The 12588-nt window shown below is 40.7% G+C and carries 13 protein-coding genes; 6 read left to right on the forward strand and 7 right to left on the reverse strand.

All coding sequences use genetic code 11. The features are described from left to right. The first annotated feature begins 51 nt into the window (after nt 1-51). Nucleotides 52-693 (forward strand): hypothetical protein, encoded by a 642-nt coding sequence (locus OK344_RS05465; protein ID WP_265143830.1) that lies wholly within the window; start codon nt 52-54, stop codon nt 691-693. A gap of 44 nt (nt 694-737) precedes the next feature. Here the strand turns inward: OK344_RS05465 and OK344_RS05470 are convergent, their stop codons facing one another. Next, a complete protein-coding gene (locus OK344_RS05470; RefSeq protein WP_265143831.1) occupies nt 738-1274 on the reverse strand; it encodes a hypothetical protein in 537 nt (178 codons plus the stop codon). A gap of 292 nt (nt 1275-1566) precedes the next feature. On the opposite strand from OK344_RS05470, the gene mnmA reads away from it, so the two are divergent. Then, a complete protein-coding gene (mnmA, locus tag OK344_RS05475) occupies nt 1567-2754 on the forward strand; it encodes a tRNA 2-thiouridine(34) synthase MnmA (RefSeq protein WP_265143832.1) in 1188 nt (395 codons plus the stop codon). A gap of 56 nt (nt 2755-2810) precedes the next feature. Here the strand turns inward: mnmA and OK344_RS05480 are convergent, their stop codons facing one another. The 4 genes from OK344_RS05480 to OK344_RS05495 form a co-directional block, all read right to left on the reverse strand. Continuing rightward, complete coding sequence (locus OK344_RS05480; protein WP_265143833.1) at nt 2811-3554, reverse strand: LytR/AlgR family response regulator transcription factor; 744 nt, start codon at nt 3552-3554, stop codon at nt 2811-2813. Nucleotides 3555-3568: 14 nt separating this feature from the next. Continuing rightward, nucleotides 3569-3859 carry a 2TM domain-containing protein gene (locus tag OK344_RS05485; protein WP_265143834.1) on the reverse strand — a complete coding sequence of 97 codons (291 nt, stop codon included), beginning with the start codon at nt 3857-3859 and terminating at the stop codon, nt 3569-3571. Nucleotides 3860-3863: 4 nt separating this feature from the next. Then, nucleotides 3864-5183, reverse strand: coding sequence for a 2TM domain-containing protein (locus OK344_RS05490; RefSeq protein ID WP_265143835.1), 1320 nt, complete (start codon nt 5181-5183; stop codon nt 3864-3866). A gap of 142 nt (nt 5184-5325) precedes the next feature. Further along, nucleotides 5326-7446 (reverse strand): carboxy terminal-processing peptidase, encoded by a 2121-nt coding sequence (locus OK344_RS05495; RefSeq protein ID WP_265143836.1) that lies wholly within the window; start codon nt 7444-7446, stop codon nt 5326-5328. Nucleotides 7447-7582: 136 nt separating this feature from the next. Here OK344_RS05495 and surE point away from each other — a divergent pair, with 136 nt between their 5' ends. The 4 genes from surE to OK344_RS05515 are packed head-to-tail and all read left to right on the forward strand — an operon-like array spanning nt 7583 to nt 10581. Beyond that, on the forward strand, nt 7583-8347 hold the full coding sequence (surE, locus tag OK344_RS05500) for a 5'/3'-nucleotidase SurE (RefSeq protein ID WP_265143837.1): 765 nt from the start codon (nt 7583-7585) through the stop codon (nt 8345-8347). Nucleotides 8348-8392: 45 nt separating this feature from the next. Then, complete coding sequence (locus OK344_RS05505) at nt 8393-9436, forward strand: GMP reductase (RefSeq protein ID WP_265143838.1); 1044 nt, start codon at nt 8393-8395, stop codon at nt 9434-9436. A gap of 9 nt (nt 9437-9445) precedes the next feature. Next, a complete protein-coding gene (locus OK344_RS05510; protein WP_265143839.1) occupies nt 9446-10102 on the forward strand; it encodes a hypothetical protein in 657 nt (218 codons plus the stop codon). A 29-nt stretch (nt 10103-10131) separates the two neighbouring features. Beyond that, nucleotides 10132-10581: a GNAT family N-acetyltransferase gene (locus OK344_RS05515; RefSeq protein ID WP_265144108.1), complete on the forward strand. Its 450-nt coding sequence runs from the start codon at nt 10132-10134 to the stop codon at nt 10579-10581. 357 nt (nt 10582-10938) lie between these two features. On the opposite strand, the gene fabG is transcribed toward OK344_RS05515, so the two are convergent. Both fabG and rsmI read right to left on the reverse strand, forming a co-directional pair. Then, a complete protein-coding gene (gene fabG / locus OK344_RS05520) occupies nt 10939-11682 on the reverse strand; it encodes a 3-oxoacyl-[acyl-carrier-protein] reductase (protein WP_265143840.1) in 744 nt (247 codons plus the stop codon). Between the two features lies 1 nt (nt 11683). Beyond that, nucleotides 11684-12421 carry a 16S rRNA (cytidine(1402)-2'-O)-methyltransferase gene (gene rsmI, locus OK344_RS05525; RefSeq protein ID WP_265143841.1) on the reverse strand — a complete coding sequence of 246 codons (738 nt, stop codon included), beginning with the start codon at nt 12419-12421 and terminating at the stop codon, nt 11684-11686. Nucleotides 12422-12588 lie beyond the last annotated feature (167 nt).

Genomic DNA, 12588 nt, shown 5'->3' on the forward strand with positions numbered 1-12588 from the left:
TTTAACAGATACCTTTATCCCATCAAAAAATAACCACTAAAATATGTAAATATGAAAAAATTAGTCTTCGGAATCTGCCTCTTTATCGGAATGAATGCATTTTCTCAAACCGCTTACGAAAAAGCAATGTCAGAAAAAATTGCGCTTGTTGAAAACCATAAAACCGCAGACGATTTCACTGCTTTGGCAAATGATTTTAAAAGGATTGGTGATAAAGAAAAAACACAGTGGCTTCCGTATTATTATGCTGCTTTTTCCACGATCCAGAAAGGAAGAATGGCGATGCGTGAAGGAAAACTTAGCGACCTGGATCCCATTGCCACTGAAGCACAGAAATTCTTGGATTTCGCCATGGATTTGAGCAAAGACAATGCAGAAAACCTCATCCTTCAAAAAATGATTCACGGGCTGAAAATGATGGTAAATCCACAGGAACGTTTTATGAGTGAAGGGATGCTGGCCGCCGACGCCTTATCTAAAGCTGAAAAAATTGATGCCGAAAACCCGCGACTAACCCTTATGAAGGCTGAAGACACCTATTTCACGCCCGAACAGTTCGGCGGAAGCAGAGCCAGAGGACTGGAACTTTTTCAGAAATCACTGGATCAGTTCAAAGTATATAAGACAAAATCTGCTTTGGACCCAAACTGGGGAAAAGGCGAGGCAGAATATTTTATCGCCAATAAACCGTAACATATTAAAAAAATCTCCTGAATGTTCAGGAGATTTTGCTGTAATTAAAGTCCGTAAACAATACCAATACTTGGGATAAAAGCACCGCCGAGAAACGATTTTTGCTTACTATAAAGCACATTATACATCCCGCCAATCTGCATATAAGTCCGTTCCCCCAGCCGCTGCATATAACCGCCGCCAAGATACAGGGCTGCCTCATCACCGGAGTATTTCAAGTTATCCACTTTATTTTTTTGGTTGATAAAATATTCCTGAAACATTCCGCTCAGGAAGAAACTGCGCGAAAAGTAATAATTCACAAAAGGTCCTACACCCACCATGGTTGATGAATAGTATTTTGAGTTTGACCAGTTAACGTTGCTGGCAAGGCCGGTTTCCAGATTTTCGGTAACCTTATAACCTACTCTTGGTGAAAGGTAAACGGACACTCCGCCACCATCTCCAAAAGCACCGCCAAGTCCGGCATATCCGCCGAATGTCCATTTCGAATCAGGATTACTGACCGTGGTTGCAGTTCCGATCTGGGCACTTACACCCACTGCTGCAATGAACGTCAGGAGAAGAATAATTTTTTTCATAGATGTTGAAATAATAGATAAAATTAAACCTTTTTTTGAAATCGATATTTTCAATAACCGCAAAATATTTTGTTTTTGAGTATTTCTGAATGTTCGGAAGAGAAGCTAAAAGAGGTTTTAGCCCCGATGGAAGCGGCATCCTTTATCTTTTTGGCAGAAAAGATAAAGATACAGCGTACAGCGGGTCGGGTTTTCCAAAAGACATCCGGAGTTTGTTGCTCCTGAAAAATATGCATTTAAAACCGTAAATTTGCACCGTGAAACTTTCCCTTGACGAAAGTGTAACTAAAATATGAAAATAGTAGTAGGTTTATCGGGCGGTGTAGATTCCAGTGTTGCCGCCTATTTGCTGCAAAAACAGGGTCACGATGTGGTGGCGCTATTTATGCGGAACTGGAATGATGCATCGGTAACTCTTGAGGACGAATGTCCGTGGATTGAAGACAGCAACGATGCGCTGATGGTCGCCCAGAAGCTTGGAATCCCCTTCCAGGTGATCGACATGAGCGAACTTTACAAGGAAAAAATCGTTGATTATATGTTCGCGGAATACGAAAACGGCAGAACGCCAAATCCTGATGTTTTATGCAACCGCGAAGTGAAATTTGATGTCTTCATGAAAACAGCTTTATCCCTTGGTGCTGAGAAAGTTGCAACCGGGCATTACGCACGCGTGAGTTCGGATTTTGATGAAAGCGGAAAAGAAATTTTCCACCTTTTGGCGGGGAAAGATCAGAATAAAGACCAGTCTTATTTCTTATGCCAGCTGAACCAGGATCAGCTTTCGAAATCGCTGTTTCCGATTGGTGAGCTGACGAAACCTGAGGTTCGTGAAATCGCCAGGGAAATGGGATTGGTAACTGCTGATAAAAAAGATTCTCAGGGATTGTGTTTCATCGGTAAAGTGAGCCTGCCAACTTTTCTGCAGCAGCAACTCCAACCAAAAGAAGGTGAAATTGTTGAAATATTCAACGATTTAGCTGAATATCACACAGAAAAACCTCGTTTTGCATCAAAATTAGAGGAATTACAGTTTCTTTCCAGAAAAATTAAATACCGTAAATCTGACGGAAAAGTCATCGGCAAACATCAGGGTGCACATTATTTCACGATTGGTCAAAGCAAAGGTTTGGGAATTGGTGGGCATAAAGAATCGTGCTTCATCATTTCCCGTGATATGGAAACGAATACAATTTTCGTCGGTGAAGGAAGAAATTTCCCGGGACTTTTCCAATCTGCTTTAAAGATTGCTACTCCGGAAATCCATTGGGTTCGCGAAGATCTGCGTTTAAAAGAAGGCGACTCGATGAAAGTAAAAGCCAGAATCCGCTATCGCCAGGCTTTGGAAGATGCCACTTTATATCAGTTTGAAGACGGACTATATATCGAGTTCGAAAATCCGCAGTCTGCAGTAGCTGAAGGCCAGTTTGCAGCGTGGTATCTGGAGGATGAACTTATTGGGAGCGGCGTGATCAGCTAAACGCAGCATTTAAATTAGATAAAAGGCGGAACTAAAAATTCCGCCTTTTATTTGCTTTATTTCGAAAGCCAGTCCTTAAAATCTTTCACCCGGTCGCGGCTTACCGTAATTTCTTCATCGGGCTGGAAATCCATTTCCACTTTGTAATAAGGCGAGGTATGGATGTTTTTGATGTAATTTGAGTTGATGATAAACTGCCGGTTTACCCGGAAGAAACATTTCTTATCAAGGACTTCCTGAAGCTCGTCTAAGGTGAAATCGGTGGGATAAGTACGTTCTTTGGTCTGGAGGTAAACAATCTTATTTTCGCTGAAAAAACAGGAAACTTCTTCGGTCTGAACAATTTTCAGATTGTAACCAATTTTAACCAAAATTCTTGAAAGCTTCTGCTTCTCTTCTTTAATTAAAGATTTGATCTGCTTTAAGTTATGACTGGTTTCCGTTGGAAGGAAACTTCTGTATTTTTCGATCGCCTGTCGCAAATCTTCTTCCATAATCGGTTTCAAAAGATAGTCGATTGAATTGAGTTTAAAAGCCTTCAAAGTATACTGATCAAAAGCCGTGGTGTAGATGATGAAACTTTTGGTCGGTATTTTTTCGAAAATATCGAATGACAGCCCATCACCCAAAACGATATCAGAAAATATAAGATCCGGATGCTGGTTTTCTGAAAACCACTGTGCACCTTCTTCTACAGAATTTATAGTTGCAACTAATTCTAAATCAGGAAATAAAGTCAATAATCTTTCCAGTTTTCTGGCAGCAGGTTTTTCGTCTTCTATAATTACGGTTTTAATCATATCGAAACTTAAAATTATTTGTATTTATCCATTAACTCACGGATTTTCTTCTTTTCCCAGTCGGTTCCAAAAATAAAATTGGGAACAAAAACACTCAGGGCATGCGCTAAAACGCCGATTCCCCATAAAATTGCCGTCCAATAATTATCCATGTCGTACAAACTGTCGCCGCGCTGAACATTTCTGGCGATAAGAAACAGGTTAACAATAATGTAGACGAAAAAGTGGATGTAGAACCCTTTAAGTTCTTTTACTTTTCTTTTGGCTTCCGTGTAGATGTGGTTATCGGGATGATTTGTTTCCATGATTTTAGTTATTTGACTGTTTTTCTTTTTCCATTATTTTGCGAATCTGTTTTTCTTCCCAGTCTCTTCCGATTCCGAAGACCTGCAGTGCGTGGGAAGCGACGCCTATGCCCCAACCAAGCATGGGCCACCAAAACCATTGATATTCGGGTACGGTCTTTAGGTTGATGAAAATTAAAAACGGAATTACCAGGCAGTAGGAGATCAGGTTTCCGTAAAAACCTTTCAGTTCTTTTACACGTTTAAAGGCTCTGTCGTAAGCCAGTGATTCTTCGGAGGGTTGTGGTGTCATCGCTGTAATTTTTTGAGTTAATATTGGGATTTTCACCCGGAAAAAATCAGTTGATTTTTCGATGAAAACGTTCTGTTTTGTCAGTAATGAATAACGCTGAACGATATTCGCAAGGCCGATTCCGGCACTTTCTTTCATCTGCTCTCTTTGCTGAAGATTGTTTTCAATAAACAGAAATCCATTGTTGGCATAAATCTTTATGTTTAAAGGTTTCTGTGCGGTCGCGAAATTATGTTTTATGCAGTTTTCCAAAAGCAATTGCAGGGAAAGCGGCACAACAAATAACTTCCTGTTGTCTTCATTTATGCTGAATTCAAAATTTACGCTGTCTTCGAATCTTGTTTTCAGGAGTTCGCAATAGGTTTTTGCAAAATCCAGTTCTTCTTCAATGGTAACGAGTTCTTTGTCTTTCTGCTCGAGAACATAGCGGTAAATCTTCGACATTGCTGCCGTGAAATGTTGTGCCTGACTGGGGTTTTCGTCAATCAAAGCACTTAAAACATTCAGTGAATTAAAAAGGAAATGAGGATCGAGCTGGTTTTTTAAACTTTCGAACTGTGCGTTGGCTGATTTGGCGATGAGTTTCTGCTCTACGATTTCTTTTCGGGTAGATTTCTTCCATTCTTCAATAAAACCTTTGGCATGTAAAACAGCTGAAATAAGAAGCGCAATATTAATTCCAAACCAATTTGCAAAGCCCATTGTTCCTGAGAAAAAACCGGTAAATTCCATTTTTTGAAACAGCACCAAATTGGTGTAATTACAGAAAAGTATCAGTACAACGTTAACCAAAACAGTTGCAACGATTCCCAATATGGCACGCGTTCTTGTTTCTTCGACCCAGGAATAGTGACGCGATAGATAATCATTGATCATGCCGTTGCCTGCGGAAATCGTGAGCGCATATAAAACCGCAATAAAGAGGTTTATAAAATACACGGAAACCGTTTTATCGCCTGTAAAAAAGATAAAAGTAAAGGTCCCGATAAAAAATGAAATCCAAAGGACAATGATGAAACTTTTGCGGTTCATGGAGTTAAATTCTGTTTCAAAGGTATCTTTTATTAAAGGTAGAAAAAAAAATTATTCGCTGAAGGGCAGGTTTTCGGTACTGAACAGAAAAAACCACCGCAAAGGGTGGTTTAATTTTATCGAATTATCTTAAAATTTCAGTTTATTTTAACTGTGAAGCGATGATCACCGCTTCCTGAAGGTAGAGGTCGCGCTGGAGATTTTTCTTCCAGTTCTGGGATTTTTTAGCAAATACCTCATCCTTCTTTTCGCGAAGGATTTCATCAGGATTCAGGGTAAATACCAGTCCGTTATTGAATTTATCCAGAACTTTGAATTTCTCGATCTGGGCTTTTCTGGTTTTCATCACTTCATTAAATTTTGTAAGATTAAGTGAAATGCTTTCTTCCTTATCCAGATTTTCTTTCCATTGTGCTGATTCCTGAACCAACTGGTAGGTTTTGTTATTCATCAGGCGTTCTTCCATATCTTTCTGAAGCGCCTGCGCGGTGAAATAGTTCATTGGCTGGTAAGGAACCGCCGGAATTTTGTCCCACGCGAGTGCGTAATCATCATATCTTTCGCCAATTTCGGCATAGGTAAAGAAATCTTTCATTTTAAAGTCGGATTCAATACCCTTTCTCTGGGTGGATTCTCCTGTAACTCTGTAGAATTTCTGAATGGTCAGTTTAAGTGAACCGAAATCATCATTGGTATTAAGGAATCTGTTTAAGTCAACAAAAGTCTGTACAGTACCTTTACCGAAAGACTGTGGAGAGCCTATTACCACACCTCTACCGTAATCCTGAACCGCACCGGCAAGAATCTCAGATGCTGAAGCAGAAAGCTCGTTCTGCATGATGACCAAAGGGCCAGTCCAAAGCGGTGCACTTGTTTTATTTTTAAGCGTCTGGATTTTACCGTTTCCGTCTTTTACCTGAACGTAAGGTCCGGTATTCATGAACAGTCCCAGGATATCACCCACTTCTGTTAAACTACCGCCGCCGTTATTTCTAAGGTCAAGAATGATTCCCTGAACGTTTTGGGCTTTAAGTTTAACCAACTCATTTTTAATATCATCGGAAGCATTTCTTCCCTTTTCGTCTTCAAAATCTGCATTAAAACTCGGCAAATTGATGAAGCCATATTTTTTACCGTCTTTTGAACTTACGATGATGCTTCGGGCAAAAGTATCTTCAATGGCCACTTCCTCGCGGATCATGGTCACTTCTTTGATGGTTTTATCTTTTTTCTCAACCGTTAAAGTTACTTTCGTTCCCTTTTCGCCGCGGATCAGGCGCACCGCTTCGTCAGAAAGCATCCCTACTACATTTACAGGATCTTCGTTGGGTTTAGAACGAACTTTTAAGATTTTATCACCTTCTGAAAGCTGTTTCGATTTCCAGGCTGGCGCTCCAATGGTGAGTGCCCCAAGATACAGATAACCTCTTTTTTCCTGAATGATGGCGCCAATTCCGATTACTTTTCCGGTAAACTGGGTATCAAAATCTTCCTTATTCTTAGGTGAATAATAATTGGTGTGCGGATCGAATACTTCGGTGTAGGAATTCATGTACACGGTAAACCAATCCATTTTATTTCTTTTCTTGAACCTTCTGAAAGTGTCGGTAATAAGGTCTTTCACTTCTTCCGTTGCTTTAAGTCTTTTCTGTTCCGGCGTAAGGATTTCGAGCTTGATGGTATCCTTCAGATTAAACTTTTGTACCGAATCTTTTTTCTCTTTCTGAATTTCTTCCTTTGCTGTAAGAGACTCCATTTCCTGGAGGATATTGTATTTGATATACTTTTTCCACTCGGCGGAAAGTTCCTTCGCGTTGGTTGCGTTTTTCTTGAGCTTTGGCTCCAGAATCAGGGTTTCATCTTCGTCCAAATTAATTGGTTTACTCAAGATATCCTGGGTAATCTTGTCGATTTCGTCCACCCTTTGGTACAGTCGGTCGATGGTGAGTTTATAGAAGGTAAGATCGCCCTGGTTCAGGTAATCATCGAGTTTTGTTCTGTGCTTTGCAAACTCGTCCATATCCGACTGTAGGAAATATCTTTTCGAGGCATCCACCATCTCGAAATAATGTTTGTACACCTCCTGCGAGTAGGCATCATTAATAGGTTTAGGAGAATAATGAAGATAGCTGAGCGTATTTTTTACACTCACCATTATGGTCGACATTTTATCGTCATCATTTTTAGGGGAATTAAAGCAGAACACCAAGCTTGTAAGCGGAATGAAGAGCAATAATGTATTGAATTTAAATTTCTTGAACATATAATTAATTACTAATAGCTGATTTGTTAAGGTTTATGATATTTTGTTACAGCATCGTACAAAGTATCAAAATTAATACCTTATTTATATTTAAACACTATATTTTTAAGTAATTTTGTTGAAAACCCTTATTTATATGCAGAGACCTTTGATATTAGTGACCAATGACGACGGAATTACCGCACCCGGCGTACGGAATTTAGTAAATTTTATGAATGAAATCGGTGAAGTGGTGGTGGTAGCACCAAACTCACCCCAAAGCGGAAAAGGTCACGCCATCACCATCAACTCCACCCTTACGTTTGAAGAAATAAACCTGGAAGGTCCGCAGAAAGATTACTCCTTAAGCGGAACACCGGTGGACTGCGTAAAATTTGCGCTCGATAAAATCCTTACCCGCAAACCGGATCTTGTGGTTTCGGGAATTAACCACGGCGCAAATTCTTCCATCAACGTTATTTATTCAGGGACGATGTCGGCGGCAGTGGAGGCCGGTGTAGAAGGCCTTCAGTCGATTGGTTTTTCGCTGCTTGACTTTTCGTGGGATGCCGATTTCACTCAGGCAAAAAGCCATATTCAGGAAATTGTGAAGAAAGTTCTGAAAAATCCTATGCCTAAAGGTGTCGTGCTGAACGTAAATATTCCGAAACTTGCGAAGGACGAAATAAAAGGCATCAGGGTCTGTAAACAGGCCGATGCGAAATGGGAAGAAAGCTTCGACCAGCGGGTGAACCCGCACGGGAAAACCTATTTCTGGCTTTCGGGATACTTCAACAATATGGATACGAGTTCCGATGCTGATGAAGTGGCACTGTCGGAAGGTTATATTTCGGTAGTTCCGGTAAAATTTGATTTAACTGCTTATGAATATATGCAGGATCTTAAAGGAATCCTGGAATAGCATCTTATTTGTTTCTTCAGGATCAAAATCTTTAAAAATTACAGAATGCGCATAGAATACGAAATAAAACTGGGTTTTAAGGATGTAATGATCCGCCCGAAAAGATCTACTTTAAAATCGAGATCGCAGGTAAGTTTAGAACGGAATTTCACGTTTGTCAATTCGAAGAAAAAATGGAGCGGCGTCCCGATTATCGCCGCCAATATGGATACGGTAGGAACTTTCGAAATGGCGGAAGCGCTGGCGAAAGAGAAGATCATTACCGCCGTGCACAAACATTATACTCCGGAGGAATGGAGTGCTTTTCTGAAAAATCAGCCTGACTCGATTTACGAATACATCGCGTTAAGCACCGGAACAGGGAAAGCTGATGAGGAAAAGATCAAACAGATTATGGAGGAGCATCCTCAGATAGAATTTCTGTGCATTGATGTTGCCAACGGTTATTCCGAGCATTTTGTTGGCTTTGTAAAAAGAGCACGGGCACAATTTCCTACGAAAACGATTATCGCAGGAAACGTGGTGACCGGAGAAATGGTGGAAGAGCTTATTCTGGCGGGAGCCGATGTTATCAAAGTGGGAATCGGGCCGGGGTCTGTGTGTACCACAAGGATTAAAACCGGCGTAGGTTATCCGCAACTTTCAGCGATTATTGAATGTGCTGATGCAGCGCACGGGCTTCGAGGACATATTATTTCAGATGGTGGGTGCAAAATTCCGGGAGATGTGGCTAAAGCATTTGGCGGTGGCGCAGACTTTGTGATGCTGGGCGGGATGTTCGCGGGGCATGATGAAAGTGGCGGCGATATTGTAGAAGAAGACGGCAAAAAATTCAGGCTTTTTTATGGCATGAGTTCGCAAACCGCAATGGATAAACACGCGGGCGGTGTGGCAGAATACCGTGCTTCCGAAGGAAAAACGGTGAAAGTGCCCTACAAAGGTCCTGTTGCCGAAACCGTGAAAGACATTTTAGGCGGCGTTCGTTCCACCTGCACTTATGTAGGAGCGTCCGAGTTGCGCGAGCTGTCGAAAAGAACCACTTTTATCCGTGTTGCGGAGCAGCACAACGAAGTTTTTGGTAATTCATAAATATTTCAAATGAAAAAATACGCATTAATTCTTCTCCTGTTCTACGGGATAATGAGTTTTTCACAAGAGAAAACCCAGACCGACCGAATGATTGAAGAAATTCAACAAATCAAGCAAAACCAAACCGAAATGAAACTCGTCTGGTGGATTCCAACGGAATACTGGGAAGTCGCTTTGCAGGACAACGGCAGCGTTACGGCAGAACAACTCAATTATTTGAAGGAACTTTTGAATGACTATACCATTATTGCAGCGGGAAATTATAAATTAGATTCCGACAGCGGAGGACTTAATTTCACTGTGATTGATTCGAGTAAAAAGGTGGTTTTTTACGGACTTCAAGGTCAAAAAGTAACGCCTTTGAAGGAATCGGAAATCGATGATAAAGTGCTCATTATCGTGAACCAAACCTTAAAACCACTCTTTGCTCAGATGCTCGGAAAAATGGGATCCGGCGTTAATTTTTTCATTTATAACAATTTGGAACATGGAAATAGGATTATCGATCCTAATCAAACTGGAAATTTTAAAGTTGATCTTAACGGAGAAATCTTTCAGTGGAAACTTCCTTTGGTTTCTTTAATGGATGAAAAAACCTGTCCTGTAGATCAACAAAAGATGAGTGGAAACTGGAATTTCTGCCCTTTCCATGGAAATAAATTGTAATATTTTCCCTATTAAAGTTAAAAAAAACAATCGTGAAACTCCTAAGAACCCACTCCGAAAACCAGGATTTTATACAGCTTGTTAAAATGCTGGATGAGTATCTTGCTTATATGGATGGCGACGATCACGCTTTCTATGATCAATTCAATAAAATTGACTTGTTGAATCACTGCGTTGTGCTGTACGAAGAAGAAAACGCGGTAGGTTGTGGCGCGCTTAAAGGTTACGACGGAGAAACTGCGGAAATCAAGCGGATGTTCGTTATACCGGAATTTCGTGGTAAAGGTTATGCTACAGCAATTCTCACTGAACTTGAGAAGTGGGCAAAGGAGCTTCAGTTTAAAAAGATTATCCTGGAGACCGGAACCGGCCAAAAAGAGGCAATAAAGCTTTACAGAAAGACTTATCTGCAAATTGAAAATTACGGACAGTATAAAGGGGTGGAAACTTCAGTGTGCTTTGGTAAGGAGTTGGAGTAAAAAGCAAAAGCAATCATCGCTAACTACCTGATTTTAGTGCTTTTGTTTTGAGACAAAATAACCGAAAGTTCAAGACTGGATCTTTGTGCCTCATCCTTGTTTATTTTTTTAATGGAATCGGCAAACTTCTTCGAAGTTTTTCTTAACGCAAAAATCTCCTACGTCTTTACAAAAAAAAGGAACCGGGTCACCTTAACATAAAAATCCCTTCAGCAGAACTGAAGGGATTTTGTTTATCTTCAAAAGAAGAACTAAATTTTATTCTAGCCCCGATTGCAACGGAAATCCTTTTTTGAAAAAAAAGATTGCAGTGGAAAGCGGGTGTTTCTTTGTGAGCACAACCGACCTTTGTTGCTCCTAAGTCAGCATTCCACCGTCCACATTCAGCACCTGGCCGGTGATGTATGCCGACATATCAGAACCCAGGAACACACAGGCGTTGGCTACATCTTCGGGCTGTCCGCCGCGTTTCAACGGAATACCTTCTCTCCAGCCCTGCACTGTTTTTTCGTCCAAAGCGGCCGTCATTTCCGTTTCAATGAAACCAGGAGCGATGGCGTTACAACGGATGTTTCTGGAACCCAATTCCAGCGCGATCGATTTTGAGAAGCCGATTACACCAGCTTTGGAAGCCGCGTAATTTGCCTGCCCGGCATTTCCTTTAACCCCAACCACGGAAGTCATGTTGATGATAGAGCCAGATTTTGCTTTCATCATCGGTTTAATTACCGCTTTCGTAAGGTTGAATACGGAATCCAGGTTTACTTTGATGATGGTGTCCCAATCGTCTTTGGACATTCTGAGCATCAGGTTATCGCGCGTAATACCGGCATTGTTGATTAAAATATCGATCTTGCCGAATTCTGCCATTACATCTTCTACAAGCTTCTGCGCAGCATCGTAATCCGACGCGTCCGACTGGTAACCTTTTGCTGTTGTAATTTTTGAAAGTTCTTCTTCCAACGCTTTTGCTTTATCAACAGAACCTGCGTAAGTAAAGGCCACTTTAGCGCCTTCCTTAGCGAAAACCTCGGCGATTCCTTTTCCGATACCGCGTGTCGCGCCTGTAATTAAAGCCACTTTTCCTTCTAATAATCCCATATTAGTTATTGTTTAAATTTTTGTATTTATTTTTTGATAAAGTTTTATCCTGATCCTGTTCTTCGCTTACTGCATTATTGATAATGAGGACTATTTCTCCTTTTAAAGTTTTACTTTTGGAAAACTCAATTAAGTCATTGATATTCCCGCGTTTGGTTTCTTCGAATTTCTTTGAAATCTCGCGGCTTAAACTTACTTTAGTCTCTTCACCAAAGAACTCTTTGATCTGCTCTAAAGTCGTATTTATTTTGTGCGGGCTTTCGTATAAAACGATGGTTTTCTTTTCTTCCGCGAGTTGTTTAAGTTTTGTCTGTCTGCCTTTTTTCTGGGGTAAGAATCCTGCAAATATAAACTCATTATTCGGTAAACCGGAAACCACCAAAGCCGGCACAAAAGCTGTTGCTCCCGGAAGACAAATCATTTCAATATCCTCATCAGAACCAGCTTTTGCCAACAGATAACCGGGATCTGAAATTCCTGGCGTTCCCGCATCGGTAATGATGGCGATATTCTGGCCGCTTTTCAGGTCTTCCATTACCTTTTGCGTCATCTGATGCTCGTTGTGCAAATGATAGGATTTCAACGGTTTAGCTATTTCGAAATGCTTAAGCAAAACGCCTGAAGTGCGTGTGTCTTCACACAGGATATAATCAACGTGCTTCAGGACTTTAACTGCCCTGAAAGTCATATCATCCAAATTTCCAACGGGTGTTGGAACAAAATACAGCGTTCCTGACATATTATTTATGTTTCATTCTTTGAGGGTTTATAAAGCCTCAAGCTTTTTTAAATTTTGTATGGACGATATCTTTTCTGCCGGTTGTAAACTTGGGCTGAAGCCAGGAAATCATCTGTCCGTTCAAGATGGGCTAAAGCCCGTCCCTATTGAGATTTAAGATTTTAAAT

This window comes from Kaistella yananensis (genome assembly GCF_026107505.2).
Taxonomy (GTDB): Bacteria; Bacteroidota; Bacteroidia; order Flavobacteriales; family Weeksellaceae; genus Kaistella; species Kaistella yananensis.

Coding starts and splice junctions, on each gene's coding strand:
- OK344_RS05465 (WP_265143830.1), top strand. CDS start 52: ATGAAAAAATTAGTCTTCGGAATCTGCCTCTTTATCGGAATGAATGCA.
- OK344_RS05505 (WP_265143838.1), top strand. CDS start 8,393: ATGCGCATAGAATACGAAATAAAACTGGGTTTTAAGGATGTAATGATC.
- surE (WP_265143837.1), top strand. CDS start 7,583: ATGCAGAGACCTTTGATATTAGTGACCAATGACGACGGAATTACCGCA.
- mnmA (WP_265143832.1), top strand. CDS start 1,567: ATGAAAATAGTAGTAGGTTTATCGGGCGGTGTAGATTCCAGTGTTGCC.
- OK344_RS05470 (WP_265143831.1), bottom strand. CDS start 1,274: ATGAAAAAAATTATTCTTCTCCTGACGTTCATTGCAGCAGTGGGTGTA.
- OK344_RS05490 (WP_265143835.1), bottom strand. CDS start 5,183: ATGAACCGCAAAAGTTTCATCATTGTCCTTTGGATTTCATTTTTTATC.
- OK344_RS05495 (WP_265143836.1), bottom strand. CDS start 7,446: ATGTTCAAGAAATTTAAATTCAATACATTATTGCTCTTCATTCCGCTT.
- OK344_RS05510 (WP_265143839.1), top strand. CDS start 9,446: ATGAAAAAATACGCATTAATTCTTCTCCTGTTCTACGGGATAATGAGT.
- OK344_RS05485 (WP_265143834.1), bottom strand. CDS start 3,859: ATGGAAACAAATCATCCCGATAACCACATCTACACGGAAGCCAAAAGA.
- OK344_RS05480 (WP_265143833.1), bottom strand. CDS start 3,554: ATGATTAAAACCGTAATTATAGAAGACGAAAAACCTGCTGCCAGAAAA.
- fabG (WP_265143840.1), bottom strand. CDS start 11,682: ATGGGATTATTAGAAGGAAAAGTGGCTTTAATTACAGGCGCGACACGC.
- rsmI (WP_265143841.1), bottom strand. CDS start 12,421: ATGTCAGGAACGCTGTATTTTGTTCCAACACCCGTTGGAAATTTGGAT.